The 25995-nt window shown below is 68.2% G+C and carries 28 protein-coding genes and 1 pseudogene; 11 read left to right on the top strand and 18 right to left on the bottom strand.

All coding sequences use genetic code 11. The annotated features are described in order from the left end of the window. Positions 1-37: 37 nt before the first annotated feature. Both DQW50_RS00625 and DQW50_RS00630 read right to left on the bottom strand, forming a co-directional pair. Positions 38-718, bottom strand: a complete 681-nt coding sequence (locus DQW50_RS00625) for a hypothetical protein (protein WP_112077396.1) — start codon at positions 716-718, stop codon at positions 38-40. Between the two features lie 58 nt (positions 719-776). Beyond that, the gene (locus DQW50_RS00630) at positions 777-1412 is read right to left on the bottom strand and encodes an IS6 family transposase (RefSeq protein WP_112077397.1); all 636 of its coding nucleotides are present in this window, start codon (positions 1410-1412) and stop codon (positions 777-779) included. 120 nt (positions 1413-1532) lie between these two features. Here DQW50_RS00630 and DQW50_RS00635 point away from each other — a divergent pair, with 120 nt between their 5' ends. Beyond that, positions 1533-1988 carry a DUF5814 domain-containing protein gene (locus DQW50_RS00635; protein WP_112077398.1) on the top strand — a complete coding sequence of 152 codons (456 nt, stop codon included), beginning with the start codon at positions 1533-1535 and terminating at the stop codon, positions 1986-1988. A gap of 81 nt (positions 1989-2069) precedes the next feature. Continuing rightward, a complete protein-coding gene (locus DQW50_RS00640) occupies positions 2070-2966 on the top strand; it encodes a COX15/CtaA family protein (RefSeq protein ID WP_321169389.1) in 897 nt (298 codons plus the stop codon). 322 nt (positions 2967-3288) lie between these two features. On the opposite strand, the gene DQW50_RS00645 is transcribed toward DQW50_RS00640, so the two are convergent. From DQW50_RS00645 to DQW50_RS00675, 7 genes and pseudogenes are all read right to left on the bottom strand, one after another. Continuing rightward, positions 3289-4350 (bottom strand): alcohol dehydrogenase catalytic domain-containing protein, encoded by a 1062-nt coding sequence (locus DQW50_RS00645; protein ID WP_112077399.1) that lies wholly within the window; start codon positions 4348-4350, stop codon positions 3289-3291. A gap of 643 nt (positions 4351-4993) precedes the next feature. Further along, positions 4994-5254, bottom strand: a pseudogene (locus DQW50_RS00650) (zinc ribbon domain-containing protein); the annotation flags it as partial. A gap of 60 nt (positions 5255-5314) precedes the next feature. After that, positions 5315-6151 (bottom strand): VOC family protein, encoded by an 837-nt coding sequence (locus DQW50_RS00655; RefSeq protein WP_112077400.1) that lies wholly within the window; start codon positions 6149-6151, stop codon positions 5315-5317. 135 nt (positions 6152-6286) lie between these two features. Next, entirely contained in the window at positions 6287-6871 is a 585-nt protein-coding gene (locus tag DQW50_RS00660; protein ID WP_112077401.1) for a hypothetical protein, read from the bottom strand. 439 nt (positions 6872-7310) lie between these two features. Beyond that, a complete protein-coding gene (locus tag DQW50_RS00665) occupies positions 7311-7772 on the bottom strand; it encodes a YqaA family protein (RefSeq protein WP_112077605.1) in 462 nt (153 codons plus the stop codon). A gap of 107 nt (positions 7773-7879) precedes the next feature. Beyond that, complete coding sequence (locus DQW50_RS00670; RefSeq protein ID WP_112077402.1) at positions 7880-8308, bottom strand: GtrA family protein; 429 nt, start codon at positions 8306-8308, stop codon at positions 7880-7882. Beyond that, positions 8309-9748, bottom strand: a complete 1440-nt coding sequence (locus DQW50_RS00675) for a sulfatase (RefSeq protein WP_112077403.1) — start codon at positions 9746-9748, stop codon at positions 8309-8311. A gap of 197 nt (positions 9749-9945) precedes the next feature. Between DQW50_RS00675 and DQW50_RS00680 the strand changes: the two genes are divergently transcribed. Beyond that, complete coding sequence (locus DQW50_RS00680) at positions 9946-10248, top strand: transcriptional regulator (protein ID WP_112077404.1); 303 nt, start codon at positions 9946-9948, stop codon at positions 10246-10248. Position 10249: 1 nt separating this feature from the next. Here the strand turns inward: DQW50_RS00680 and DQW50_RS00685 are convergent, their stop codons facing one another. Beyond that, positions 10250-10699 (bottom strand): universal stress protein, encoded by a 450-nt coding sequence (locus tag DQW50_RS00685; RefSeq protein ID WP_112077405.1) that lies wholly within the window; start codon positions 10697-10699, stop codon positions 10250-10252. An 82-nt stretch (positions 10700-10781) separates the two neighbouring features. Then, entirely contained in the window at positions 10782-12704 is a 1923-nt protein-coding gene (locus DQW50_RS00690) for an ATP-binding protein (RefSeq protein ID WP_112077406.1), read from the bottom strand. A gap of 107 nt (positions 12705-12811) precedes the next feature. Between DQW50_RS00690 and DQW50_RS00695 the strand changes: the two genes are divergently transcribed. Beyond that, the gene (locus DQW50_RS00695) at positions 12812-13147 is read left to right on the top strand and encodes a hypothetical protein (RefSeq protein ID WP_112077407.1); all 336 of its coding nucleotides are present in this window, start codon (positions 12812-12814) and stop codon (positions 13145-13147) included. Positions 13148-13198: 51 nt separating this feature from the next. Here DQW50_RS00695 and DQW50_RS00700 read toward each other — a convergent pair whose 3' ends face one another. The 6 genes from DQW50_RS00700 to DQW50_RS00725 all read right to left on the bottom strand — a co-directional run bounded on the left by DQW50_RS00700 (position 13199) and on the right by DQW50_RS00725 (position 18597). Continuing rightward, on the bottom strand, positions 13199-14182 hold the full coding sequence (locus DQW50_RS00700) for a carbohydrate kinase (RefSeq protein ID WP_112077408.1): 984 nt from the start codon (positions 14180-14182) through the stop codon (positions 13199-13201). A gap of 61 nt (positions 14183-14243) precedes the next feature. Beyond that, on the bottom strand, positions 14244-15167 hold the full coding sequence (locus DQW50_RS00705; protein ID WP_112077409.1) for an LLM class oxidoreductase: 924 nt from the start codon (positions 15165-15167) through the stop codon (positions 14244-14246). 201 nt (positions 15168-15368) lie between these two features. After that, positions 15369-15845 (bottom strand): 50S ribosomal protein L11, encoded by a 477-nt coding sequence (locus tag DQW50_RS00710; protein WP_112077410.1) that lies wholly within the window; start codon positions 15843-15845, stop codon positions 15369-15371. 90 nt (positions 15846-15935) lie between these two features. After that, the gene (locus tag DQW50_RS00715) at positions 15936-17318 is read right to left on the bottom strand and encodes an MFS transporter (protein WP_112077411.1); all 1383 of its coding nucleotides are present in this window, start codon (positions 17316-17318) and stop codon (positions 15936-15938) included. A 71-nt stretch (positions 17319-17389) separates the two neighbouring features. Further along, complete coding sequence (locus DQW50_RS00720; protein WP_112077412.1) at positions 17390-18232, bottom strand: TetR/AcrR family transcriptional regulator; 843 nt, start codon at positions 18230-18232, stop codon at positions 17390-17392. A 170-nt stretch (positions 18233-18402) separates the two neighbouring features. Continuing rightward, positions 18403-18597, bottom strand: a complete 195-nt coding sequence (locus DQW50_RS00725; protein WP_112077413.1) for a cold-shock protein — start codon at positions 18595-18597, stop codon at positions 18403-18405. 289 nt (positions 18598-18886) lie between these two features. Here DQW50_RS00725 and sdhC point away from each other — a divergent pair, with 289 nt between their 5' ends. The 6 genes from sdhC to DQW50_RS00755 all read left to right on the top strand — a co-directional run bounded on the left by sdhC (position 18887) and on the right by DQW50_RS00755 (position 23628). Continuing rightward, entirely contained in the window at positions 18887-19312 is a 426-nt protein-coding gene (gene sdhC, locus DQW50_RS00730) for a succinate dehydrogenase, cytochrome b556 subunit (RefSeq protein WP_112077414.1), read from the top strand. 1 nt (position 19313) lies between these two features. Further along, positions 19314-19685 (top strand): succinate dehydrogenase, encoded by a 372-nt coding sequence (locus DQW50_RS00735; protein WP_112077415.1) that lies wholly within the window; start codon positions 19314-19316, stop codon positions 19683-19685. 7 nt (positions 19686-19692) lie between these two features. Then, entirely contained in the window at positions 19693-20589 is an 897-nt protein-coding gene (locus DQW50_RS00740) for a succinate dehydrogenase/fumarate reductase iron-sulfur subunit (RefSeq protein ID WP_112077416.1), read from the top strand. Between the two features lie 63 nt (positions 20590-20652). Beyond that, positions 20653-22482 (top strand): FAD-binding protein, encoded by a 1830-nt coding sequence (locus tag DQW50_RS00745; protein ID WP_112077417.1) that lies wholly within the window; start codon positions 20653-20655, stop codon positions 22480-22482. Positions 22483-22685: 203 nt separating this feature from the next. Continuing rightward, entirely contained in the window at positions 22686-22913 is a 228-nt protein-coding gene (locus DQW50_RS00750; protein WP_112077606.1) for a helix-turn-helix domain-containing protein, read from the top strand. Positions 22914-22992: 79 nt separating this feature from the next. Next, positions 22993-23628 (top strand): uracil-DNA glycosylase family protein, encoded by a 636-nt coding sequence (locus DQW50_RS00755; protein ID WP_112077418.1) that lies wholly within the window; start codon positions 22993-22995, stop codon positions 23626-23628. 75 nt (positions 23629-23703) lie between these two features. On the opposite strand, the gene DQW50_RS00760 is transcribed toward DQW50_RS00755, so the two are convergent. Then, a complete protein-coding gene (locus tag DQW50_RS00760) occupies positions 23704-24711 on the bottom strand; it encodes an ornithine cyclodeaminase family protein (RefSeq protein ID WP_112077419.1) in 1008 nt (335 codons plus the stop codon). A 95-nt stretch (positions 24712-24806) separates the two neighbouring features. On the opposite strand from DQW50_RS00760, the gene DQW50_RS00765 reads away from it, so the two are divergent. Next, positions 24807-25976, top strand: a complete 1170-nt coding sequence (locus tag DQW50_RS00765) for an FAD-binding oxidoreductase (RefSeq protein ID WP_112077420.1) — start codon at positions 24807-24809, stop codon at positions 25974-25976. The last annotated feature ends 19 nt before the right edge of the window (positions 25977-25995 follow it).

The following is a 25995-nucleotide window of genomic DNA, read 5'->3' on the forward strand; positions in this document are numbered from 1 at the left end:
CTCGAGAAATCGCCTCGACGCGACCGCCGACTCCGGCTCACGCGAACAGGACGACGATCAGCGCGATGAAGAGTAGCTCCCCGCCGACCAGCAGGACCGCGATCACCCAGGCACCGTACTCGCGGAGCCACTCTACCGTCGCCACCCACGTCGATCGGACGGGACGCCGACCGGACGGACCGGTGTCGGAACCCCCGACGCCGAGGTCTGCACCGACCTCGTCGTCGAGGTCCACGCCACCTCCGGGGGCGCCACCCGCCCCGGGCCGATCGGCCCTCCTCGCTATCCGCCATCCCGTCTCGGGATCGAACGCCGCGGGCACGCGCGCACCCACGAGGTCGTCGAGGTCGAGCGGGGAGACGCCCGCGGCTTCGAGAAACGCGAGGAACGACGTACACTCCTCGAGCGAGCCGTGCTGTGGCGCGTCGAACCGTTCGAGATGCGTCGTCTCGCCGTGTGGTGGTCGGGTTTCGACGACGACCTCGTCGACCTCCAGCCGGACTCCGGTCACGACGAGCGCGTCCTCCTCGTCGTTGAGGTACGCCTGCCGGAGCCGACGCTTGAGTTCTTCGTCGACGGTGGCGTCGGGATCGACGGTGGCGAGGTCGTCGTCGGGATCGACGGTGGCGAGGTCGTCGTCGGAGTCCGTGGGGCCTCCGGTACCTCCGGATCCCGCGGTCCCGACCGTTCGATCCTCCCTGGAGGGCTGCTCGGCCATTCGCCCGGAAGTTGGCGTCGCGGCTGTTTAAGCGCACGGCCCGGGCGAACGGTAGTGTTCAGATAAGCTGATTCCATGCGAAGGCGAACGATCTCAACCACTCGTTAGCGGTTTCTGCTTCAGCGTTGCTAAAACAGTTTGAAAAACTGGTAGTTCTGCGTTTTACCTCACGAAAGACACGTTCGACGCTGTTTCGATTTCCATGTCGTTCGTATCTGAAATCGAGGTCATGTTTGTCACAAGCTCGGTGAAGTGGAACCGCGCCATCAACGAGAAATATCGCGTCATCCACGTCGTGTTTTTCGCGGAGCTCTGCGAAAAACTGATCTGCGATCACGTTCGTTCTTGTCGGTTCAAGCTTTGTGTGGAGTAAATCGTTTGAGTCGGGATCGACGGCAGCGTACAGCCAATACTGTTCATCGTCAAGCTGAATCACCGTTTCATCGACCGCAACGTGATTCGGACTCCGACCGGATTCCGGCTGTAGATCGGCCTTGTGAACCCAGTTATGAACAGTGGATCGAACCCGATTAACACCAAATACTTCAAGAAACGAAACAGTATTCGAAAGCGATAATCCAGACAAATGTAGCTGAATACTGAGCTTCATCAACAGTTTCGGTGTTGCCTCTCGCTCCACAAACTCTAAGTTGATCTCGTCTAAACAGCCGTTGAGGCGGTCGTTTTCGGGCATAGATCACTTTGAAAACTCACCGCCTCACCTTTCAATCCTTATCTGAACACCGCCGGGCGAACGCGCCCTCCGCGGGTACCGCGCACCTTTTGGGCCCAGACGGCCTACGGCCGGCAAGCCGTGGCGTTCACCGACAAGATATACGTGAAGAACCACCGGCAGCTCGCCTCCCAACTGGAGACGAACGTCCCCAAGGGCGCGTTCGCGGGCGCGACGCTGGACATGCTCTTCACCGGCGACGGGCTCTCGAAGCTGGACTCGACCACCCGCGACCGGATCCTCGACTTCGCCGAGGACTTCCTCGACTGCGACTGCCAATCGAACCCCTACTGCGGCTGTGCCGAGCGGAAGTTCATCCGGTACATCCTGGAGCTTCGCGCACAGGGGCTCGGTCCCGGCGCGATAGTCGACGTGATGACCGACGACTACATGGTGTACGCGTACGCCGGCGACGTGCGGTCGTTCCTCGACGACGCGGTCCGGAAGCTGGAGGCCGTCGAAACGCTCGCGGACGTCGAGGGCAACGCGGAGATGTCCGCGAAGGCACGGCGCGCACGGGATCAGCTCTCCGGTTGACCCCGGAGGATCGCGACCCGGCGTTCCCGGTTTACCGGACCGGTCGAACGGTCTAAGTATACGCGAGCCTGATCCCCGACAATGAGTCTTCGGCCCGCGTGGCTGACGTTCCGGCGGTACGCGGCGGCGACGACGGGGATGACGCTGACGCTCTTCGCGATCGGGGTCTACACCGCGGCGACGGGCTCCGGACTGGCGTGTCAGGCCCAGTGGCCGCTCTGTTCGGATCAGCTCATCCCCGCGTTGACGATCAACCCCGACTTCATCGAGTGGTTCCATCGCGTGTGGGCCATGGTCACCGGCTTCCTGATCCTCGGCGTGGCCGGGTGGAGCTGGCTCGGGTCGTTCGACCGGCGGACCCGGCTCGCAGCGACGCTCGCGGTCGCGATCCTCCCCGTCCAGATCGCGGTCGGCGCGATCACCGTCACGATCGGCGGGCTGGTTCCCGGCGGGTACACGGTGTCGACGCACGCCGCCCATCTGATCGTCGCGTTGTCCATCTTCACGCTACTCGGGCTGACGACGATGTGGGGCGGCGAGCGTCCCGGCTCCGCCTCGCTCCTCCGGATCGCAGTCGGCGTCGCGGTCGGCGGGATCCTCGCGAGCGCCCTGTTCTCGCGGGTGGTTCCGCTCCTCACCTACTCCCCGGGCGGACAGGCCGCCTTCTACATCGCGGGGCTGAGCGCACACCTCGGGCTCGTCGCGACCCTCGTCGTCGCGACCGAGGCGATGGACGGGACCGCGGCCGGGGTCGCGACCTCGACCGCGCGGACGGTTCGTCGGCTCGCGGCCGGATCGATGGGGGCGCTCGTCGTGACCCTGCTTCTCGGCCGCGACCTGGTGTACATGTCACCGCTCTGGCGGCAGGTGAACCTCGTCGCGCTCGTGCTCGCGCTCGCGCTCGCTCTGGGTGCGGCGTGGATGATTCGGGATGTCGAGGAGCCGACCGGTCGCTCGACACCGATCGGCGGCGACTAGAACGAGACGGACCCGTCGAAACTCTCAGCAAGGGAGGCGTTCTGGATCGGATGCTTATACGACGGTTGTTTCGTTAGAGATCGGGGTGGGTAGAACGAGATCGTTGCTGGCGCGGTGAACACCGCCAAAGCCCCAGTCGCGAGGGCTCACGGCTTCGTCGCCGGCGACCTCGCGGTCGGTTCGCGGGTCCTATCGCACCCGCTCACCGGCGCAGGGCGAGAGCTTCGCTCTCGCTTGAAGCCGGCACGAAGCGCCGGCGACGCCAGCACACCGGTTCGATCGTTGCTTCACCTGTATGACCGGTTGTTTCACACTGTTATGTTCAAAACTCGGTGACGACCTCGACCCCCCGAACGTCGTAGTCGTCCATCGCGGCGAGCCGGTCGGAGACCTCGGCGAGTTCGAGCTCCCGCGTCACGAGCGCGCCGGGGTCGATCCCGGTCGCCTCCACGAGCGCGAAGAGGTCCGCGTAGTTCGTCGGCGGCATCCCGCGCGCGCCGAGGAACGACACCTCCCAGCGGGTCATCCAGTCGGTCGGTAGCGACACCTCGCCGCGTTCGGCCTCCGTGGTCAGCCCGACCTGGACGTGCGTCCCGCGCGGACGGACCGAACGGACGGAGTTACGGCACGTCTCGGCGATCCCCAGCGCGTCGACCGAGACGTCGACGCCGCCGTCGGTCAGCGACCGGACGTGTTCAGGGACTGCGTCCACGTCCTCGGGTACCACCGTCTCGGCGGCCCCGAGCGCGTCGGCCCGCGAGAGCGCGTCGGCGTCGACGTCGACCGCGACGACCCGCGCGCCGACCGCGGCGGCGATCTGAACGGCCGAGAGCCCGACGCCGCCACAGCCGTGGACGGCCACCCGGTCGCCGCCGCCGACGCCGGCCCGCTCGACCAGCGCGTGGTAGGCCGTCATGTATCGGCAGCCGAGCGCCGCGGCGTCGCGGGCGGGTAGCCACGCCGGGCGCTCGACGAGGTTGTAGTCGGCGCGGGGAACGGCGACCCGCTCGGCGAACGCGCCGGGCGCGTCGGGTTCGAATCCGAGAGCGCTCCCGTCCGCACAGACGTTCCCGTGGCCGCGCCGACAGTGCGGGCACGTGCCGTCGCCCAACGAGAAGGGTACCACGACGCGGTCGCCAGGAGCGAACCGATCGACCGCGTCGCCGACGGCGACGACCTCGCCCGCGGGCTCGTGGCCGAGCACCTGGCCGCGGGGGACCTGGTCGTCGGCCCACTCGCCGTGGCCCTTCCAGGCATGCCAGTCGCTGCGACAGACGCCGCAGGCGTCGACGCGAACGAGCGCGTCGTCCGGTCCCGGCTCCGGTTCCGGGAGGTCTCGGATCGCCAACTCCTCGCCGTATTCGCGAAGGACTGCCGCGCGCATGGTGGGCGCTCGTCGTCCGAGGTGATACGTGTTTTCGTCCTCGCGGATCCCTGCGGATTTTTCACCGATCCAACCGATTGAATGATAACAGGCTCCTCACACCCGATCGGGAATCATTCAGTACAGATGAAAGAACGAGCGATCGCGGTGGCGCGCCTCCGAGCGCCCGACGGGCGCGAGGAGCCCGCGAGGGAGTCGGCCGGCCGGAGCAACGCGGAGGCCGGTCGACGAGGCTGGGGAGGCGTGAGGTGCGGTTGCGGTGCGGTCGGGTGGGACTCAAAGGGGCAGTCGCGAGGCGGGCGCAGGCGACGTAAGCAGCGTGGCGCTACGCGCCACGGGCAGCCGGCGCGAAGCGCCGGCGACACCGCAGGGAGCGAGTAACGCGAGCGACTGAGGAGCGTGGTTCGAGACGCCAGAGGCGTCTCGTCATCACGAAAGGCGCGCATGCGCGCCTTTCGAACGACAACGAGCGTGCGCCTGCCTCGTGACTGGGGCTTTGGACGCGTTCACCGAAATCGCGCTCGCCACCCTGTAGAACCGAGCGACTGGGGCTTTGGACGTGTTCACCTCGCCAGCAACGATATCGTTTCGATCAAGCCGATCTCTCACGAAACAACCGTACTACTAGCAGACGCGTTGTGAACTACCCCTGCCTACTCGCCGCCTTCGGCGGCTCCTTGAGGCAGGGGCTTCCTGATTCAATGACGCGCTTTACAGACACAACCACAGTGTCCACAGGGAGTGCAGTCTCCACAGGCGTTTCTTCGGAGTGACCCACTCCTAGATCGGTGAGTCCGCGAGAAAGAATGTTCCACGCCGCATTTGCGTCTCTATCCACCTCGAAGCCACAGGCCGGACAAGAGTGTTCACGTACCCACAGCGGTTTGTCGGTTTCGACGCCACACTAACGGAAGATCCGGACAAAAAAGCGAAAACAGTTCCCGCTAACGTCCCTCCTCGTTCCCTACGAGTCCGGCCCGACGAACCCGAGATATCGTCTGTCGACGGGCGACGTCACCGACGACCACGCGACGGGGCGATCCCCGAGCGACCCGGTTTCGAGGTCGGGGAACGCCGGTTCCTCGCCCTCGTACCCGAGCAGGAACGCGGCCGGTCGCGGGCCGAACGCGTCGAGTCGGTCGGCGAGCCACCCCTCCCCGCGCGGTTCCGCCAGCGCGACCGGTGTGCCGGGGTACGTCGCGACCGCGGCGTCGAGTCCCGGGCTCTCGCCTCGCTTCGGGTCCGCCAGCCCGAACGCGACCTCGAACCGGTCGATCGCGGCATTGAGATCGGCGACCCCGAGCACGACCGTGTCGACGCCGAGTATCGGCGACGACGCCAGGTCGCCGGTCGGCCGGACCCGGCGTTCCCGTGGGGTTCGGTCCTCGATGAGGAACGGGAGCGTCGCCCCCGGGTCACCCCCGCCCAGGTACGTGAGGTCCCACTCGACGAGCGTGTCGTCCTCGCGCGTCCGCTCGTAGCCCGTGGGACCGTCGACCCGTATCCCGCGGTCGCGGAGGTCGGCGCTCGTAGCTGTGATGTCGTCGGCCCTGACTGCCCACGCACACGGGCCGCCGTCCCCGTGGATTGGGCCGTCCCACCACGGCGAGTCGGCGTCCGGCTCCAGCGTCGAGATGAGTTCGAGGTAGCTCCCGTCCCGGAACCCGACGATCGCCATGTGTGTGACGCCGTTCGAGTGGCGACCGCCGTATTCGACCGGAAACCCGGCCGCCTCGAACGCGTCGACGAGGGCGTCCAAGTCCCGCCCCGCGACCGTGACGTGATCGACGTGGAGGTCCATGACCGAAGGCCGGGATCGACCGACAAATACGTTCCGGCGGTCCGGATCGACCGCTCACCGGACGCGCCATCGGCGTGTCGAGCGTGTCGCCAGACCACGGGACTTCCGGTCGCTTCCCGGACCGTCCGGGAGAGCTCAAGCCACCCGTTCGCTGTCTCGGAACGTGACGGTCGTGTCGTCCGATTCGACGGTGGTTTGGATGGTTATCCAGCCGTCGTTCCGATCGATCTGCCGTGCTTCCTGCAGGGAGAGTTCGACGCGCTCGGTCGTCGTGTGGGACGCGCCGGCCTCGAGCGTGCCGACGTCCACCGTCCCCTCCCAGACGACGTCGTCCGTGTCGGTGTTGTTCTCGCCGGCGAATATCCGGACGTACGTCGTGACACCGGTCGCGGTCTCGTTCCGTTCGTTGTTCAGCGTCGCGGTGACGTCCCGACAGGTCGTCCCGCACTCCTCGATATCGTCTATCGTGAACGTGAACGGCTCCGTGTCGGTCGACGGCTCGGTCCCCGACCCGTCGTCGTCTTCGGACCCGTCGTCGTCTTCGGACCCGTCGTCGTCTTCGGACCCGTCGTCCTCTCCCGACTCCTCCGTGGGGAAGTCCTCGATGGGCTCGCCCGAATCGCCGCCGGGGGCGGGACCCGCACCGGTGTACGCCATCACACCGATCGCCGCGGCGAGCGCGACCACGACGAGCACGCCGACGGCGTGTTTTCGGTTCATGCGGGGCTCACACTCCGGACACTATGCGTATCCGTCCTCGTCCTCGACTTCGATCCCGTCGGCCGGAGGCGGCACCGACTGCCGACACCCCGCCGATCAAGACCGTCGTTGCGACCGCGATCGCGACGAGTCGTCTCGCGTTCATTACGCTCACCGCTCGGACGGCAAGGTACATAAGAGGGGGAAAACGTGAACTCGGATTCATGCGTTTGAGCGCCTTTCACACCGAATTAAGCCGAATTACCATGGGTGGCCGGTGTCGCGTCCTTCCTCCCCGTCCACAACGGCACCCGAGCTGTCCACCCGTCTCGCGCGCGACGCTCCCAGAACACTGACGTGAACCGCGGGATCACGCCCCGAGACGCCCGCCTTGCGTCTCTGCGGTGGTGTGTCCCTTCTGTACGATCGGATCGACTCGGGGTTCCCGTGCGGTCCCCGATCAAAACACCGCAAACAGCCCGCCGACGAACACGACCGTGACGACGAGCCGGCCGAGGCTCCCGAGGAACGTAGCCACGGCAAATCGGGTGTAGTCGCGTTCGAGGACCGCGAACGCGTATATCGAGATGGTGTCGGGAAAGAAGGGTACCGACAGCGCGACGGCGAGGCCGCCGTAGCCGTACCGCTGAGCGAGTTCGACCGAGCGTTTCTCGGACCACTCCATGACGTCCCACCGCGAGCGCCGGAGCCACCGGGTGACCGGACCGGAGCGTTTGACCTCTTGGCCGATGTGGAACGCGAACAGGCTACCGAGCGCCTTCCCCGTCGCGCTGACGAGCATGATGCTACCGAGGTGCGCCCACGGCGGGAGCCCGAGGTCGATCGGGGCGACGAGCACGACCTCGCTCGGCCCGGGGAGCACGAACGCGATCAGGAACGAGTACACGAAGACGATCCCCATCCCGGGCCAGCCCGTGGCCGACTCGACGAGCGACTCGACGTTCCAGAGGGCAGTGAGCGTCCCGTCGAGGGCCAAGGGAACGAGCAACCCGACCGACGTCACGGTAGTCACGCGTCACTCCACGTCCATCGAGCGTCGAGGACGTATCGATAGAGCCCGCTGAGGAAGATCGCGACCGCGTTCGCGACGAGGTACAACAGGCCGACCCACTCGACGAGCGCGAAGAGGACGCCGAGCTGGATCGGGATCGCGGTCCCGCGAACCAGATTGGTCTTTACCAGTCCCGAAAAGTAGTCGCCCCGGCCGGTGTGTTGTGAGGCGTGGAAGGTCCAGGCGTTGTTGAGGACGTACGAGAAGACGATCGTGAACTCGATCGCGACGGTCGCACCGAGCAGGTAGTTCACGCCGCCGACGTCGACGAACAGCCACAACAGCGCCATCTGGATCGCCGCCGCGGCGATCCCGACCATGACGAAGCGCCGTAGCTGGACGGCGAGCGGCCCGTCCACGAGGCCGCGCAGGAACGACCGGACCATCTATCGGTAGCCTAGCGCCTCTAGACGAGCGTTGAGGTCCTCGTCTACCGACCCGTCGGCGTCCCCGTCGTCGCCGTTCGTCCCGCCGGCGCGGACCGCCTCGGCGTGTGCCTCGGCGAGCGGGGCGAACCGGTCGACCACCGCCCGCTCCTCTTCGGACGGGTCCGCCGAGCGATCGGTCGCCTGAAGCGGGTCGGACGGCCGGTGGTACAGCTCGGTCGTCCCGGCGTCGACGTTCTCGATGTAAGTCCACTCCCGGTCGCGAACGCTGACGTACAGCTCGCCGTCGTCGAGCGAGCGGGGGATCGGCTGTGCGGTCACGTCCTCGTCGCGGACGGTGACCGAGACCACGGGTTCGTCCGCCGGCTCCTCACCGGAGAGCACGGTCGGGGCGAGGCTCGACCCCGTCCACTCCGCCGGGGCGTCGACGCCCAACAGGGCGGTCACGGTCGGCGGGATCGCATCGAGGCCGACTTGTCGGTCGACTCGCCGTCCCGCCGATCCGGGGACGTCGACGACGAACGGGACGTGGATCAGCTCGTCGTACAGCTTCGGGTAGTGTGCGAGATGGCCGTGTTCCTGGAACTCCTCGCCGTGGTCGCCCGCGAGGACGACCGCCGTGTCGTCGCCGACCCCCGTCGCCGAGAGCGTCTCGAGGACCCTGCCGACACTGGCGTCGATCTGCCTGACGGCCGCTTGATACAGCGTCCGGAGCTCCTCGAGGGTCCGGTCGTCGACCTCTAAGCCGAGGCCGGTTCGGGTGTGTGCGTGGAGCATCCGGTGGGTCCCCAGCCAGTTCGAGGACACCTCGCGGATGTACCTCGGTGCCGGGACGTACGGAGTGTGTGCGTCCATGTAGTGGATCCAGAGGAAGAACGGGCCGTCGGTTTCCTCGATGAAGTCCGTCGCGGCGTGTTCGACGTCGAACATCCGGGACGTGTCGAGGAACGGCCGGTCGTCGGTCTCGCCGCGGATCCACGACCCCGCGCGTCGAAGCGGCGACGCTGCAAGCTGGATCCACGCCTCGACGGTCGGGTGGGTCGCGAGGTACCGGTTGTAGATGCTCGACCCGACGCTGGCGACGAACGGGTCGAACTCGTCGAAGCCGTCGTCGTATCCCCAGTGGGAGGTGAGAAACCCGTTCGCAGCGTTGAACCCGGCGGTCGAGAGGTCGGCGTCCGAGGCCGTCTCGGCCAGCGTCGCCGTATCCTCGACGCCGATGTCCCCGGTGCCGGTGAACACGTCCTTCGACGCCAGGATCGACGGGAACGAGAAGGGGGTCCAGTTGCCCGTCGCGAAAGCGTGATCGAAGACGGTCCCCCGGTCGGCGAGCGAGTCGATGACGGGCGTGTGTCGGGTCCCGTCGTACGCTCCGACCGCGTCCGCACGGAGCGAGTCGACCGTGACGAGGACGACGTTCGAGACGTCGGCGTCACTCACGGATCGATGACCCCCCTGTCGAGATTCCGGTCGAGAACGCGGTCACAATGCCTACTGTATGGGATGTTCCGGTTTTTACCCTTTCGGTAGCGCGGTCGACCTGCGGTGGTACCCCGCCACCGGGGAGAACCCCGACGGCTGGACGGTTCGACGCCACCCTCATCGGGTTTTTAATGCGACCCGACGAACGCTCGAGCATGCCAGATCTCCACCCGATCGCCAAGCGGATCCACAACGTTCAGCCCGACCCGATCCGTCTCGAGCTCGACTCCGGCGAAACCGGAGTGTACGAGTTCTCCTCGACGGAGTTCTTCCAGCGGGAGTTCCGCGGCGAGGGCGTCCGGATCGACGCGGACGTCGACGCCGCCTTCCGGCTCGTCACCTCGGAGGACCACGAGCGGGTGCTCCTCGGCCGGTCCGGCCCCGACGAGGACGGGTGGGCCATGCTCGGGACGGTCGTCGCCGCGGAACGCGCCGGTGACGACGACGGGCCGCCGTAGCTCACCGCACGACGGTCACCGGGACCTCCGCGCGCCGGACGACTCCCTCGGCGACGCTCCCGAGGAGGACCCGCGAGAGCCCCGTCCGCCCGCGGCTCGCGAGCACGACGTGATCGAACGGCTCGGCGTCCTCGTCCTCACCGATCGGGTTCTCGCCGCCCGCGACGTCGAGGATCGTCGCTGTCGGCCGGCCGACCTCCAGGCGCGTCTCGACCTCCCGGTCGACGCGGTCGGTCGCGTCAGCGAGGATCCGCTCGCCCCGTTTCCTCGCGCTCTCGTACCACTGGTCGACCGCGCCCGGGAACCCTCCGTCCGCGCCCGTCGTCGAGTCTGCCGGGTTTATCACGTGAAGCGCCGTCAAGTGAGCGTCCGGCCACTCCTCGGCCGCGAACTGAAGCGCTTCGGCCGCCTCCTCCGAGCCGTCGACCGCTACGAGGATCCGTTCGGTCATACGTGAGGGTTCTCACAGTCGTGTAAAAAACGCGTCGGCGGTTTCACCGCGGTGGAAAATCGGGTCGATCCGGAACCGCAGGTCAGTCGCCGTGACGGGTGACGCACGTCGACAACCCGATCAGCTCGACGGGTTCGGAGTTGTCGGGCGAGTAGACCACCATCTGCCCCTTCTCCATGTACGGGACCTTCCCCGCGAGCGTCGAGGGGATGTTCACGCTCGCTATCGCGTCCTCGTCGCCGAGGTTCAACACGACCTTGGTGTTCACCTGTTTGAAGACGGACTCGGCGACGTCCTGGGGGTCCTGCGTGATGAGGAAGAGGCCGAGCCGCTCCTTTCTGCCCTGTTTGGCCGCCTCGGTGAACGTGTCGAGCACCTTGCGCGCCTGGACGTTGTCGGCGTCCGCGAGGAAGTTGTGCGCCTCGTCCATCCCGATGAGGAGCGGGGTCTCCTTGATCCGGTCGCTTCGCGGGTCGTTCGAGAGCTTGTCCCCGACGAGCATCGTCGAGACCGCGAGCACGACGATCTCCTTCTGTCTCGAGGTCGGGAGGTGGTAGGTCGGGACGACGCTGAGCCCGCCCGAACGCACGAGGGTGTGGTCGAGTTCGGTGATGGGTTTGGCGTCGCCGTCGAAGACGCCGCCGGGGACGCCGTGAACCCGACGCATGACCGCCTCGAACGTCTTCTCGTGGACGCGTCCGGACTCGTCGAGCTCGGCCTTGAGCGCCGGGTCGTCGAGGTACGAGAGGAACTGCCGGTAGGTCCCGGCCTCGCCGTGGTCGGCGAAGAAGCGGTTGAGGAGGGTCAAAAGCGCCGGGTACTGGTTCTCGTTGAGCCCGGAGCCGGCGACGAGCCACGGCATGTCGTACTCGTCGACCATCGAGAACGGGATCGTGAACTCGACCTGCTCGGCGCGGTGACCCTCGCCGGGGTACGTCGCGTTCGGGACGCTCGGCACCAGCGCGACCGTGTCGTCGTGGCCGCCGTGGGCGATCCCCTCGCGTTCGTACCGTCGGGCCGTCGCCGAGTCCATCGCGGGGTTGTCGTCGTGCATCTGGGCGTACTCGTCCTGCGGGTCGAACTGGACCACGGCCATCCGGGCCTCCCGGCCGTCGTCCATCGGGTACGTCCGGTCGGGATCGAGGTACTGCCGGAGTACGTTCTTCGAGGCGTGGGTCTTGCCCGAGCCGGTCCCGCCGGCGACGAGCGTGTGTCTGAACGCGAGCGGGTCGCCGTCGACGTAGTCGTCCGTGATCCGGTAATCGACCGTCGGGGGTTCGGCGGCGGTTCTCACCTTCTCGCCACCGACCGAGAGGTGGCCGAGGAAGACGCCCTCTTCGGGGATCTTCAGCCCCGTCTTGATCTCCGCGTCGTCCGCGGCCTCCTCGACGACCGCGCCCGGTTTCGGCACCCGGTCGGTCATCCGGCGGCGCAGTCCGTCGGCGTCGTCGTACACGACCGACATGGGCTCGAGTTCGGCCATGAACTTGTAGTCGCGCTCCGCGAAGTCGTCGCGTCGCATCTGTCGTCGGGCGTGGATCTCGGTGGCGTCGTCCGACTGGAACTCCTGGGCGTACTCCAGGGCCGTGATCCGCGAGAAGAGCCGCTCGCCGTCCGGGTACGGGACCACGAGGTACTTCCCCAGCCGCACCGCGTCGCGGTTGCCGGTGGTGACGAACGCCTTCAGCGCCGTGTCGTCGTCCTCCTCCGACACGCGGAGCCCCTGTGAGACCGAGACGACGCCGAGCCCGGCGTCGCTTCCGGCGGGGTCGACGTCGTAGACGGCGACGTCGTCTCCCCCGGCGTCCGCCGTCCCGCCCGCCGAACCGCCGTCGGACTCGGTGGCCGGGGCGGTCCCGTCGGCGGACTCGGTGGCCGGGGCGGTCCCGTCGGCGGACTCGGCCGGGACGTCCCTCCCGCCGTCGCCGTCCCTGCCGTCGGACTCCGTCGCGTCGCCGTCGCCGCCGCCCTCGTCCGTGTACTCGGTGAAGTCCTCGAGAGTCATGGTCGAGTCACCGTCGCGCAGGCCGAAAGCGTTTCCCCCGCGTACCGAGCGCGGGTCGAGCGGTTCGGGCACGGACGGCTTTTACGCCTCGGTCACCTACCGTCGGTATGATACTCGTTCGCGGCAGCGGCGGCGGGACCGACCTCACGGGGACGGTGTTCGAACGCGGCGAGGAGCCGCCGACGTACAAGGGCGCGCCCGACGAGGACGCCGCGTACGTCTGGGTGTGTGATTCCTTCTACGAGGTCGAGAGCGGCGGGTCCGCGCTCCTCGTCGACGGGTCGGAGATCCGCGTCGCGTTCGAGGAACCGATGCCTCGCGGCTTCGACACCCGCGATCAGGCGGTGGCCGCCGCTCGCGAACACGTCCGAACCCAGTTCGCCCGGATCGGCGTCGACCCCGACGACGTCGACGTCGAGGTGACGAAGGCGGACCCGGCCTGACCGGCTGTCCCGGCTCGAAGTTCAACGGCCGCGTCCCGCTGTCGGCGCGACTCAGTCCGTCTCCGCACGCAGTTCTTCTACCTCCGGGCGGGTGGGAAGCGCCGTCATCGCCCCCTTCGCGGTCGTCGACCGCGCCGCCACCGCGTTCGCGAACGCGACCGCCTCCGAGAGGGACTCGCCGGCCGACAGCGCCGTGATGGCGCCAGCGGTGAACGCGTCGCCCGCGCCGGTCGTGTCGACGGGGTCGACCGGGCACCCGCCGTGTTCGACCACGAGCGGCTCGTCCGTGGGGTTCCACGGCGCCTCCGGGGTCGCCCGCGCGAGCGCGCCGTCGGCCCCACGCGTGAGGAGTACGGTGTGCGGCCCCCGATCGCAGACGGCGCTGGCGAGCGCGGGCGCGTCGCCGTCGTCCGCGGTGGGGTCCGCGATGCCCGCCGCGACGAGGTCCTCCGCGGTCGCTTTCACCACGTCCGCCAGTTCGAAGGCGCGTCGACAGCTGTCGACGAAGTCGACCCCCTCGAACAGTTCCGGGCGGGCGTTCGGGTCGAAGGAGACGACCGCGTCGTCGACGTCGTTCGCCCGCGACAGCAGGTCGAACGTCGCCGTCCGGCTCGGCTCGTCCGCGAGGACGACGCCGCCCGCGTGGACCCACTCGGTCTCCGCGAGGGTCCCGTCGCCGACGGTTCCCGGCTGCATCCGCGTGTCGGCGGTCCCGTTCCGGTGGAAGCTGAACGCCCGGTCGGCGTCGGGGTCCAGGCTGACGAAGACGAGCGCCGTGTCGGCGTCCGGGTCCCGTTCGATCAGGTCCTCGCGAACGCCCGCCTCCGCGAGCGTCCGGGCGAGGTAGTCGCCGAACGGGTCGTCGCCGATCCGCGTCCAGAACGACGGCGGCTCCCCCAGACGCGCCAGTCCGACCGCGACGTTGGCCGGCGCGCCGCCGGCTCGGCGGTGGAACGTCTCCATCGCGTCGAGCGGGCCGTGATCCTCCGGAACGAAGTCGATGAGCGTCTCGCCCGTGACGAGGATCCGGGTCATGGCTCCCCCTTCGACCGGCCGAAGGAAGTCGGTTCGGGTTCCGACGACGGCGAGGGGACGGTCACAGTTCGTCAACGACTTCCTCGGCGAACGTCGTCATCGCTGGCCTCGGGTCGTCCGCTTTGAGCCCCACGATGGCGTGGTCGAGGCCGTACGCCTCGAGGTCGCGAAAGTACTCCCGGAACCACCGGACGCCGGCGCGGAACCCCAGGTGGAGGTGCTCGGGGTCGGCGTCGGGGTCGGCGGCGAGTTCCACCCGGACCGCGATGGCGAACGGCTTCTCCCCCGCGAGTTCGCGCCACCGGTCGAGGTACGACCGGAGCGTCCGTTCCGGGAGGTGATAGAACAGCCACCCGTCGCCGTGTTCGGCGATCCACTCCGTCGACTGGCGGGCGTTGCCCGTCGGCAAGAGCGGGAGCGTGTCGGTCGTCGGCTTCGGCAGGACGTCGAGGTCACCCTCGAGCGTACCCCACTCGCCGGCGACGGTGGGGAACTCATCGCGCCAGATCGAGCGGATCGCCCCGACGCGCTCGCGGAACGCGGCCCCGCGTTCGTCGGCGTCGACGCCGAACGCCGCGTACTCCGGGTCGCGGTCGCCGGAGGCGATCCCGAGGACGAGCCGCCCCTCGGAGAGGCGGTCGACGGTCGCCGCGGACTTCGCGAGGTGGAGCGGGTGCCGGAGCGGGAGGACGACGCTCGACGTGCCGAGCGCGACGGCGTCCGTGTGGGCGGCGACGTGCGAGAGCAGCGGCCAAGGGTCGAACGCTCCGCCGGCGTCGCCGAACCGTGGCCAGTACGTCGGCACGTCCCGCGCCCAGAGCCCGTCGAACCCGACCGACTCGGCGTGCGTCGCGAGCCGAACCTCCTCGTCGACCGTCGGCGTCGACTCCCGCGTCCCGGTGAGCGGAAAGCCGAGCCCGAACGTCAACCCGTCCGGACCGAACAGCCGTCGATACCCCCGGTTCTCGTGGTCCGTCCCGGTCATCGGCGGCCGTTCGGGGCGGGGACGTATCTCCCCTTCGACGGCGGAACGTGCCGACCCGTGGAGTGGGCGCTCGAGGAGTGGGTGCTCGAGGAGTGGGTGCTCGAGGAGTGGGCGGAGATGACGCTCGGAGCGTCGATATTCTCTCCGCCCTGAACGCGGTGAAAAGCCGTCGGACGCGTGACTGATCGGGGAACTGGAGCGTTACGCCTCGAGGACGTCGTCGTAGTCGCCGGCGTCGACGCGGTCGTCGAACGTCCGGGCGTCCTCGCCCTCGATGGTGACGCCGAGGGAGGCGCAGGTGCCGCCGACTTCCTTGGCGGCGTTCTTCGTGTCGTACGCCAGCAGGTCGCTCGACTTCTGTTCGGCGACCTTCTTCACCTGCTCGACGGACATGTCCGCGACGAAGTCCTTCTGGGGCTCGCCGGAGCCCGTCTCGAACCCGGCCTCGTCCTTGATCAGCTCCGCGGTCGGCGGGACGCCGACGTCGATCGTGAAGGAGCCGTCGTCCTCGTACTCGACGGTGACGGGGACCTCCATGCCGTCGAACGCGGCGGTCTCCTCGTTGATCCGGTTCACGACGTCCTGCACGTCCACCGGCGTCGGGCCGAGCTCCGGGCCGAGCGGCGGACCGGGGTTGGCCTGCCCGCCGGGGACGAGCGCTTCGATGGTTCCAGCCATGTCCGTACGAACCCGCCGATGACTTTTAACGGTTGTTCTTTCGTCCAGCGGGCGCGAGCGGTTCGCATACGGCGGTCCGGCGGACCCCGCTCACGCCTCCGTCGACGCGGCCTCCCCGCGGGTCGACTCGCCGGCGTCGCGGCCGGGAACGAACGTCCCAGTCTCCCGACGGACCCCGACGAGCAACGCGATCCCGGCCGCCAGTGGCACCGCCGCACACGCCGCGTACACCGGGGTGAACCCGACCGCCTCGACGAGCGGGAGCGACACCATCGGGCCCAGCCCGCCGCCGACGTCGCCGAAGACGTTGTTGGTGCCGGAGGCGCGTCCCATCCGCTCGTCGGGCGTCAGATCGGCCAAGAGCGCCATCATCGGGCCGCTCGTCCCGCCCTGTCCCGCCCCGATGGCGACGCAGGCGAGCCCCAACTCGAGCGTCGAGCCCGCCCGCGCCAGGAGGAGGAACCCGACGAACGAGACGACGAGAAAGCCCAGGAGGATCGGCGTCCGCGACTCGCGCGTGTCCGAGATCCGGCCGCCGGCGAGCATGAACACCGACGCGGAGACCACCGTTCCGGCCATGAACAGCCCCGAGGTCCCCTGCGGGTCGAGCCCCAGAAGCGAGATGTCCGTCTCGCCGAGGAACAACACGAGGGTGGCGAACAGCGCCCCGATGTACGCAAACATCAGCCCGAAGTTCACGAGCCCGACCGTCACCGCCGGCGTCGAAGTGTCGACGTCCCACGGTTTGATCGACTGCTTCTCGCCGTCGGTCGTCACGTGGGTCTCGGGGACGAGCCGGTACGCGACGACGCTGGCGAGGAGCGCGAAGACAGCGGCGACGACGAACGCCGTGACGTTGCCCGCGAGCGAGGAGACCACGCCGCCGAGCACGAGTCCGGCGGGGAAGCCCATCGTGATACCGCCGCGCACGACGCCCATGTTCGTCCCCCGCGAGCCGCTGTCGGAGACGTCGGCGGCGATGGTGTAGGCGGTCGCGAACACCGCGGCGGACCCGATCCCCCAGAGGAACCGAGCCAGCAGGAACCAGGTTTCCGGCGCGACTGCGACCGAGACGGCGGTGAACCACTCGTTCGAGCCGACGACGAGCGGGCCGAGCGATCCCGCCGGCAACCCCGCTACGACCGGGCGGAGCGACTCCGCCGGCGGCAACGCGATCGCGAGGACGTAGCCGAGGGTGGCGATCCCCTCGATGAGCAGTCCGAGAACGAAGGGTTTCCGCGTGCCATAGCGGTCGACCAGCGCACCCGCGGGCGCGTTGGCGACGAGCCGGACCCAGCGGTTCGCGGAGAGGATCACGCCGACCATGAACGCGGAGATGCCGAGGACCGCGCCGAGGTTCGGGAGGATGGGGAAGACGACGCCGCCGCCGAACCCGACGAAGAACGTGCTGGCGATCACCGCGAGCAGGACGGTCGGGAACCGGGAGAGGCCGATAGCGGGGAACCGAGCCATCGGTTATGACCCCGCGTGATGCGCCGGGCGCGCCGGACGCGCTTTCCGTATCGGCCTCGAACGCGCCCGCATCATTCCGACGTCTCGCCCGTCGGACCGGACCCGCCGGCGGGGTTCTCCCCGGTCCGGGCCGTGAGTTCTTCGAGCGTTTCATCGAGCGACGGAAGCGTCATCCCCTCGGCGAGCAGCGGTTCGACGATGCGCCGGAGCGTCGCCACCGCGACCGTCCGGGTGTACGCGATGTCGGGCTCCGGGGGCTCGGTCGCTCCGCTATCGTCCGGTCCGCCGTCGAGTTCGTTCTCGTCGATTCCGCTCTCGTCGATTTCGCTCTCGTCGATTTCGCTCTCGTCGATTCCGCTCTCGCCGACCCCGGCGTCACCCCCGCCGCCGAGGCCGGTCCCGAGAGTGATCTGTCTGGTTCGCGCGCCGTCGAGCGTCGCGACGAGGAGCGCGGCCGTCTCGTCGACGTCGACGTCACGGAAGACGCCGGCGTCGATCCCGTCCGAGAGGATGCCGGCGGCGGTCTCGCGTAGGAGCCGGTCGCTGCGGAGCAACTGTTCGCGGATCCGGTCGTTGAACGGTCCCTGTGACCGCATCTCGAGGAGCCCGATGTGGAACGACTCGCGCTCTATCTCGGCGGGTTCGAAGACGAACCAGCCGACGAACGCGACGAGTCGCTCGGCCGGGGGCGCGTCCGCACCGCGGGTCACACGACGCTCGAAGTCGGTGATCACCCGTGCGAGGAACGCCACGAGGAGGTCCTCCTTCGTGTCGTAGTGGTAGTGGAGGAGCGACTTGCTCTTCGAACACTCGTCGGCGATGTCCTGCATCGTCAGCCCCGCGTAGCCGTGTTTACACAGCGCCCGGTAGACGCCGTCCATGATCTCGTCGGCCGCGCCCGGCTGCTCGCTCATTGACTGACCGGTCAGTCAGCGAGGCCCAAAGCCCTATGGGTGGGCGGCACATCTCGCCGGGATCGGGAGATCACGGTCACTTTTGCCGAGAACGAGTCGAGATCCCCGCGGTGCGGTCGCTGGCGGACGTAGAGCGGTCGAAAAGCCGATACAACAGACGTCTCGACGCCTTACAGACGGGTGACGTTCGTGGCGCGCGGACCCTTGTCCGCCTCCTCGATGTCGAACTCGACCTCCTGACCTTCCTCCAGGTCGGGGCCGCCGACGTCCTCCATGTGGAAGAACACGTCCTCGTCCGCGTCGTCAGTGTCGATGAAACCGTAGCCGCCAGTGTCGTTGAAGAAATCAACTTCGCCTTTCGCCATTGCGTCCGTACAGCCGGGAGGTATACATAAAAGGCTTCCGCGAACGGTCTGCGGGGGACAACGGGTACCACACGGGTGAGGGACGGCCCGTTCCGGGCGTCCCTCTCCAGTCACGGTCGCGGAGTACGATTCGCCGGGTCACCATCCCGATATTCTCCGTCACCAGCCGATCGGCCGGAGGTGGGGGTCGGATCGGCCGGAGCGATCGGCCGGAGGTGGGGGTCGGATCGGCCGGAGCGATCGGCCGTGGTAGTAACTACTATACGACCCCGGTCCCGAGCCTCTACGTATGAGTCAGTCGTACAATCGAGGCCTCATCGAGGACTTCAGTCGGTGGCGGGAGTTCGAGGCCGGAATGTGGGCGTGGATATTTCATAAGTTTACGGGGTGGGTGCTCATCGGGTACCTCTTCACCCACATCGCCGTGTTGAGCACGGCGATCCCCGCGTCGGGCGCGGAGACCGCCGTGCTTCAGGCGGGCAACGACGTGTACACTCAGACGATCGTCTCGCTCGAGGGCCTGTTGTTGGTTCGGGTCCTCGAGGTCGGACTGCTCGCCGTCGCGGTGTTCCACATGCTCAACGGCGCGCGCCTGCTGTTGGTCGACCTCGGCGTCGGGTTAGAGTCACAGGACAAGAGCTTCTACGCGTCGTTGATCCTGACGGGAGCCATCACGGTCGCGTCGGTGCCGACGTTCATCGCGGGGGCGTTCTGAGATGGCACAGCGCTACTCCTCGTTCGAGGCGGGCGGGCGGATGTGGCTACTCCAGCGGGTCACGGCCGCCTTCCTGCTCGTCGTGTTGGCGTTCCACTTCTTCCTCCTCCACTTCGTCCACCACGCGGACGAGGTGTCGTTCCTGATGAGTTCCGGCCGGATGGAGACCATGAGCTACTACTCGCTCATGGTGTTGTTCCTCCTGACGGCGACGTTCCACGGCGTCAACGGCGTCTACAACGCCCTCATCAACCAGGGACTCACGGGCACGAAACGCACCGTCGTCAAGTGGACGCTCGTCGCCGCGAGCGTCGTGTTGGTCCTCCAGGGGATCCGGACCGCGAACGCGTGGGCGGGGATCCCGCTTTACTGATCGAACCATGAGCACGCAGCTACCCAAACAGACCGAGAAAACGGACGAGACGGCGGCCGAAACCGAGACTGACGTCCCCTCGAAGGGGGACGAACGCCGGGCGGAGAAGCGCCGGCGGGCGGACGAGCGTCGGCGGCAACGCGAAGCCGAGGAGGCCGAGCGGGCGGCGGCCGACGAACACACCGTCGAGCTGCGGGTGTTCCGGTACGACCCCGACGTCGAAGGGAAACAGGAGCCCCGGTTCGACACCTTCCACGTCCCCTTCGAGAAGGGGATGACCGTCCTCGACGCGCTGATGTACGCGCGGGACACCTACGACTCCTCGCTCACCTTCCGACACTCCTGCCGGCAGGCGGTGTGCGGCTCGGACGCGATGTTCGTCAACGGCGGCCAGAAGCTCGCCTGTAAGACCCAGATCGACGAGCTCGAGGAGCCGATCCGCGTGGAGCCGCTCCCGCACGCCGAGGTGACGAAGGACCTCGTCGTCGACCTGGAGCACTTCTACGACCAGATGGAGGCGGTCGAGCCGTACTTCCAGACGAACGAGTACCCGGACGGCGAGCTCGAAGAACAGCGGCAGACCAGGGAGAACCGCGAGAAGATCAAGATGTCGACCCGGTGTATCTGGTGTAGCGCGTGTATGTCCTCGTGTAACATCGCTGCCGGCGACAACGAGTACCTCGGACCGGCCGCGATCAACAAGGCGTACCGGTTCGCGATGGACGAACGGGAGGGCGAGGACGTCAAACAGAAACGCCTGGAGATAATCGAACAGGAGCACGGTGTCTGGCGGTGTCAGACCATGTTCTCCTGTACGGAGGTGTGTCCGAAGGACATCCCCCTCACCGAACACATCCAGGAGCTGAAACGCGAGGCGGTCAAGAACAACCTGAAGTTCTGGTGACGACCGGAGACGCCAAGGATACGCTCAAGCGACACTACCAACCACACACACCATACACAAACCATGTACGAACACGACGTCGTCGTTGTCGGCGCGGGCGGAGCGGGCCTCCGCGCGGCGATAGCGGCACAGGAGGAGGGAGCCGACGTGGCCATCGTCTCGAAGCTACACCCGGTGCGGTCACACACGGGCGCGGCGGAGGGCGGGATCAACGCGGCGCTCCGGGACGCGGACTCCTGGGAGGACCACGCGTACGACACGATGAAGGGATCCGACTACCTCGGGGACGCCCCCGCGGTCGAGGCGCTCTGTAAGGAGAGCCCCGAGGAGGTGATCCAGCTCGAACACTGGGGGATGCCGTTCTCGCGCGAGGAGGACGGGCGCGTCTCCCAGCGGCCCTTCGGCGGGCTCTCGTTCCCGCGGACGACGTACGCGGGCGCGGAGACCGGTCACCAGATGCTGCATACGATGTACGAGCAGGTGGTCAAACGCGGGATCACGGTGTACGACGAGTGGCACGTGATGGACCTCGTCGTCACCGACGAGGAGGACCCCGCCGACCGGACCTGCCACGGCGTCGTCGCCTACGACATCCAGCGCGGCGAGGTCGACGGGTTCCGCGCGAGCGGCGGCGTGATCCTGGCCACCGGCGGGATGGGGCAGGTGTTCGACCACACCACGAACGCGGTCGCGAACACCGGCGACGGGGTCGCGATGGCCTACCGCGCGGGCGTCCCGATGGAGGACATGGAGTTCATCCAGTTCCACCCCACCACGCTGCCGTCCACCGGCGTGCTGATCTCGGAGGGCGTCCGCGGCGAGGGCGGGATCCTCTACAACGAGAAGGGCGAGCGGTTCATGTTCGAGCACGGGTACGCGAACAACGACGGGGAACTCGCCTCCCGCGACGTGGTCTCGCGGGCGGAGCTGACCGAGGTCAACGAGGGGCGGGGCATCGAGGACGAGTACGTCCACCTCGACATGCGCCACCTCGGCGAGGAGCGCATCCTCGACCGGCTGGAGAACATCCTCCACCTCGCGGAGGACTTCGAGGGTGCGGACGGGCTGACGGAGCCGATGCCGGTCAAACCCGGACAGCACTACGCGATGGGCGGCATCGAGACGAACGAGCACGGCGAGACGGTCATCGACGGCCTCTACGCCGCCGGCGAGTGCGCCTGCGCGTCGGTTCACGGCGCGAACCGTCTCGGCGGGAACGCGCTCCCGGAGCTCATCGTCTTCGGCAAGCGTGCGGGCCATCACGCGGCCGGCAAGGAGATGGACGCGGCGGAGATCCCGACCGGCAAAACCGGCGACTGGGAGCCCGCCGAGTACGAGTTCGAGGTCGACGTGGGTGTCGTCGGCGACCGTGGCCCGGCGGCGGCCGACGGCGGCGCGGTGGCGGCGGACGCCGAGGGACTCATACAAGCGGAGATCGAACGCGCCCGCGAGCGCGTCGAGGACCTGCTCGCACGCAAGGGCCGCAACCACGCGGAGATCCGCTCGGCGGTCCAGAAGACGATGACGGCCAACGTCAACGTGTTCCGCGAGGAGGAGGGGCTCAAACGGTCGCTTTCGGACCTCAGAGAGGCGCGGGAGGCGTACACGGAGGTCGCGGTCTCGGACCCCTCGCGGACGTTCAACACGGACCTCATCCACACGATGGAGACGCGGAACATCCTCGACATCGCGGAGGCGCTGGCGATGGGCGCGCTCGCGCGGCGGGAGTTCCGCGGCGCACACTGGCGCAAGGAGCGCCAGGAGCGCGACGACGAGAACTGGCTGAAACACACGCTCGTCTCGTGGAACGACGGCGAGCCCGAACTCTGGTACAAGCCGGCGATCCTCGAGGGCGAGGCCAAGACGTACGAGCCGAAGGTCCGTTCGTACTGATCGACCCCGATCGTTCACGGTTCCTTATGCGTCGTCGGTCGAAACCGCCGGCGACGCGTCTCGCCACACGCCGTTCGGGAGCGCCGTCCGGTTCCCGTAGACCGCGAACACCCGTTCGTAGTGGTGTCTCCGGGCCGAACACGGTGTTTCGACGATCGTTGAACTAGGACTTTATTATCGTCGAAGTCATGGACCCGAGTGAGATGTTAGAGACGGAGACGGCGTACGCGACGGCTCCCGCGTTGCCGCCGGAACTACAGTCACCGCGCGCGAAGCTGGTGTACCTCTACTTGACGACCAACGGGCACGCGACGGTCTCGGAGATGGGCGACTCGCTCGGGATGAAGAAGATGTCGCTGTACAGCATCCTGAAGACGCTCCGCAAACGGGACATGGTCGCCCGCGACGGCGACGCCTACACGCTGACCTGACGCGACGGGGTCGGTATCGTTCCGCCCTCCGCTCGCGACGCCCCGGAGGATTTAGGTCGTCGTGGGCCACAGTACGGCCGTGGAGGCAACCCAGGAGGAGTTCGCGAACCCGTTCGGGATGGACCCCGACTGCGAGAACTGTCCCGAGCTGTGTGACCGCCGGGACCGCGTAGTCCACGGCTACGGCGACGTGGGAGCGGAGTTCCTCGTCGTCGGCGAGCGGCCCACGGCGGCCGCCGAACGCAACGGCGTCCCCTTCACCGGCGAGGGCGGCGGCGAGCGGGTCCAGTCGATCTTCGCGGAGCTCGGGTTCGTCAGGTCCCCGCCGGACGCGGCCGAACCCGACGTACAGAACGTCTTCTTCACGAACCTCACGCGCTGTCGACGTCCCGATCGGAAGCCGACCGACGGGGAGGTGACGACCTGCGAGCCGTTCCTCAACGCGGAGATACGAATGATCAACCCGCAGATCATCGTGGCGGTCGGCGAGCGGGCGCTCCGCGAGCTCGCGGTCGCGTACACGACCCGACGGCCGGACTCCTTCGACGTCGACGCCGAGCACGCGACGACGGTCCGCGGGCGCGGCTTCGAGATCGTCCCGATGCGCGAGCCGGACTCGATGACCGACGACGAAGCAACGGCGTTCCTCGAGCACATGCGCGAGAACGTGTTGGGCCGGGATTACCGACAGACGAAGGGCCGACGGAGCCGGTGAGTTGGGGTCGACGACTTCGCGCAGGCGTATTCGGTGTCGCCCTCGAGACATACCTCGAGGGCGCGGCCCGTCGAACTACAGCGAGACCTCGGTCCCGTCGCCCGCCTCCAGGGCGTCCCGGTAGACCGTCTCGCCCGCAGCGGCGTCGAGCGTCGCCGACCCGACGCTCACGACCACCAACACGCCGTCGGGCGACGCCCGGTCGTACCCGTCCGCGAGGGGGACGCCGAGTTCGACCAGGTCCTCCGCGTCGAGGTCGCTCGCGAGCAGGTCGCCGGTCTCCGCGACCTCCGCGGGGACGTCCGCGAACACTCGTTCGGCCCGGTCGAGGACGTCCGGATGTAGCTCCTGCATCCCCTCGGTGAAGGCGCCGACGGCGACGACGAGGGTCCCCGGATCGAGCGCGTCCGGCGGGAAGACGGGCTCGGTCGCGGTCGTCGCGGTCACGACGACGTCCGCCCCCTCGACGGCAGTCCGCGGCGTGTCGACCGCGCGCGCCGGGATCCCCTCCTCGCTCAGGTCCGTTGCGCACGCCTCTCGCGAGTCGCTCGGCGAGTGGACCCGCACGTCCGACAGCGCCGCCACGGTCGCGATCGCACGGGTCTGCCAGCGGGCCTGCGCGCCAGCCCCGATGACGCCCAGCGTGAGGCCCCCGCCGTCCGGCTCCGAGCCCGGCTCCTCCCCCGCTTTCGGGGCCAGTTCCCGCACCGAGACCGCGCCGATACAGCCCGTCCGGGCGTTCGTGATCGTCGTACCGGCCATGAACGCCTTCGGGAGGCCCGTCCGGGCGTCCGTGAGCGCGATCTGGGCGTTGATCGTCGGCAATCCCCGGTCCGCGTTCCCCTCGTGGACGCCGACGAGTTTCGTCGCGTAGTGTTCGGCGCCGTGGACGTACGCCGGCATCGCGATCCCGGTTCCCGCCGGTTCCTCGCCGTCGAGACCCGTACCCACGGGGAAGTGGGGTCGGTGGGGTCGTTCGACCTCGCCGGCGGCCTGTTTGACCAGCGCGTCGTTCACCACGTCGACGAGTCCCGCCAGGTCGAGGCTCCGTTCGACCTCCTCGGCGGAGAGTACGAGCACCATGTCCGGGGCGTCGCCCCCCGGTGACTTAGCCTGATCGTCGGACCGATGGACCGGCGTCGTCGTACGTTTATATGTCGTGAGGTCGATCGGGGAGCATGGACGTACTCGTCGTCGGTGGGGGAGTCGTCGGGCTCTCGGCCGCGTACGCGCTTGCCGACCGCGGCGCGAACGTGACGCTCGCGGAGAAGGGGTCGCTCGGGAACGGGAGCACCGCCCGCTCCGCCGGCGGGATCCGGTCGCAGTTCTCCACGCGGGTGAACGTGGAGCTCTCGCTCGCCAGCAAGGAGGTCTGGAACGCCTTCGAGGAGCGGTTCGGCGTCGACATCGGGCTCCGAAAGAACGGCTACCTCTTCCTCGCCCGTTCGGACGAGACCGCGGAGCAGTTCCGCGAGAACGTCGAGATGCAGCGCGAACTCGGCGCGGGAAGCGAGCTGCTCACGCCCGCGGAGGCGACCGAACACTGCCCGGGACTGGATCCCGAGCCGTTCGTCACGGCGACGTACAACCCCGACGACGGGATCGCCGACCCGAACCTCGCCGTCCAGGGATACGCCGAGGCCGCCCGCGAGCGGGGCGTCGACGTTCGGACGAAGACGGCCGTGGCCGACGTCCACCGCGAGGGCGACCGGGTCGTCGCGGCCGACGTCCGCAGTGTCGACACGGCGGAGACGGAACGACTATCGGTCGACTACGTCGTCAACGCCGCCGGGGCGTGGGCTGTAGGGGTCGGCGAGATGGCCGGCGTCGACCTCCCGATCGCCCCGCGACGGCGGCAGATCGCGGTGGTCGACCCGACCTCGCCGGTTCCGGAGTCGGTCCCGCTGACGATCGACCTGGAGACGGGGTCGTACTTCCGGCCCGAGCGGGACGGCGTGGCCCTCGTCGGTGGCCACTTCGACGGGGACGACGACTCCGACCGGGACCCCGACGCCTACGACGAGGGGATGGACGTCGAGTGGGCCGCGCGCGCGGTCGAACACGCCGCCGACTACGCGGAGTACTTCGGGCTCGACACCCGGATCAAACGCGGCTGGGCCGGATTGTACGCGGTCACCCCCGATCATCACCCGATCGTCGAGGAGACGGTCCCCGGCCTGGTGACCGTTGCGGGCTTCTCCGGACACGGGTTCCAGCACGCGCCCGCCTCGGGCCGGATCGTCGCCGACCTCGTCTTCGACGGCGACACCGACCTCCTCGATATCTCGCCGCTCGCCGGGGACCGGTTCGAGCGCGGCGAGACGCTCACCGAGCGCAGTGTCGCCTGACCCTCGACGGCCGACGAGG

Source organism: Halorubrum sp. 48-1-W (assembly GCF_003287355.1).
In the GTDB taxonomy this organism is placed as follows: Archaea; Halobacteriota; Halobacteria; order Halobacteriales; family Haloferacaceae; genus Halorubrum.

Bases quoted from the DNA above. Each gene is read 5' to 3' on its own strand.
- DQW50_RS00625 (WP_112077396.1), bottom strand. From the start codon at position 718: ATGGCCGAGCAGCCCTCCAGGGAGGATCGAACGGTCGGGACCGCGGGA.
- DQW50_RS00630 (WP_112077397.1), bottom strand. From the start codon at position 1,412: ATGCCCGAAAACGACCGCCTCAACGGCTGTTTAGACGAGATCAACTTA.
- DQW50_RS00640 (WP_321169389.1), top strand. From the start codon at position 2,070: ATGAGTCTTCGGCCCGCGTGGCTGACGTTCCGGCGGTACGCGGCGGCG.
- DQW50_RS00645 (WP_112077399.1), bottom strand. From the start codon at position 4,350: ATGCGCGCGGCAGTCCTTCGCGAATACGGCGAGGAGTTGGCGATCCGA.
- DQW50_RS00655 (WP_112077400.1), bottom strand. From the start codon at position 6,151: ATGGACCTCCACGTCGATCACGTCACGGTCGCGGGGCGGGACTTGGAC.
- DQW50_RS00660 (WP_112077401.1), bottom strand. From the start codon at position 6,871: ATGAACCGAAAACACGCCGTCGGCGTGCTCGTCGTGGTCGCGCTCGCC.
- DQW50_RS00665 (WP_112077605.1), bottom strand. From the start codon at position 7,772: ATGGGGATCGTCTTCGTGTACTCGTTCCTGATCGCGTTCGTGCTCCCC.
- DQW50_RS00670 (WP_112077402.1), bottom strand. From the start codon at position 8,308: ATGGTCCGGTCGTTCCTGCGCGGCCTCGTGGACGGGCCGCTCGCCGTC.
- DQW50_RS00680 (WP_112077404.1), top strand. From the start codon at position 9,946: ATGCCAGATCTCCACCCGATCGCCAAGCGGATCCACAACGTTCAGCCC.
- DQW50_RS00685 (WP_112077405.1), bottom strand. From the start codon at position 10,699: ATGACCGAACGGATCCTCGTAGCGGTCGACGGCTCGGAGGAGGCGGCC.
- DQW50_RS00690 (WP_112077406.1), bottom strand. From the start codon at position 12,704: ATGACTCTCGAGGACTTCACCGAGTACACGGACGAGGGCGGCGGCGAC.
- DQW50_RS00695 (WP_112077407.1), top strand. From the start codon at position 12,812: ATGATACTCGTTCGCGGCAGCGGCGGCGGGACCGACCTCACGGGGACG.
- DQW50_RS00700 (WP_112077408.1), bottom strand. From the start codon at position 14,182: ATGACCCGGATCCTCGTCACGGGCGAGACGCTCATCGACTTCGTTCCG.
- DQW50_RS00705 (WP_112077409.1), bottom strand. From the start codon at position 15,167: ATGACCGGGACGGACCACGAGAACCGGGGGTATCGACGGCTGTTCGGT.
- DQW50_RS00710 (WP_112077410.1), bottom strand. From the start codon at position 15,845: ATGGCTGGAACCATCGAAGCGCTCGTCCCCGGCGGGCAGGCCAACCCC.
- DQW50_RS00715 (WP_112077411.1), bottom strand. From the start codon at position 17,318: ATGGCTCGGTTCCCCGCTATCGGCCTCTCCCGGTTCCCGACCGTCCTG.
- DQW50_RS00720 (WP_112077412.1), bottom strand. From the start codon at position 18,232: ATGAGCGAGCAGCCGGGCGCGGCCGACGAGATCATGGACGGCGTCTAC.
- DQW50_RS00725 (WP_112077413.1), bottom strand. From the start codon at position 18,597: ATGGCGAAAGGCGAAGTTGATTTCTTCAACGACACTGGCGGCTACGGT.
- sdhC (WP_112077414.1), top strand. From the start codon at position 18,887: ATGAGTCAGTCGTACAATCGAGGCCTCATCGAGGACTTCAGTCGGTGG.
- DQW50_RS00735 (WP_112077415.1), top strand. From the start codon at position 19,314: ATGGCACAGCGCTACTCCTCGTTCGAGGCGGGCGGGCGGATGTGGCTA.
- DQW50_RS00740 (WP_112077416.1), top strand. From the start codon at position 19,693: ATGAGCACGCAGCTACCCAAACAGACCGAGAAAACGGACGAGACGGCG.
- DQW50_RS00745 (WP_112077417.1), top strand. From the start codon at position 20,653: ATGTACGAACACGACGTCGTCGTTGTCGGCGCGGGCGGAGCGGGCCTC.
- DQW50_RS00750 (WP_112077606.1), top strand. From the start codon at position 22,686: ATGTTAGAGACGGAGACGGCGTACGCGACGGCTCCCGCGTTGCCGCCG.
- DQW50_RS00760 (WP_112077419.1), bottom strand. From the start codon at position 24,711: ATGGTGCTCGTACTCTCCGCCGAGGAGGTCGAACGGAGCCTCGACCTG.
- DQW50_RS00765 (WP_112077420.1), top strand. From the start codon at position 24,807: ATGGACGTACTCGTCGTCGGTGGGGGAGTCGTCGGGCTCTCGGCCGCG.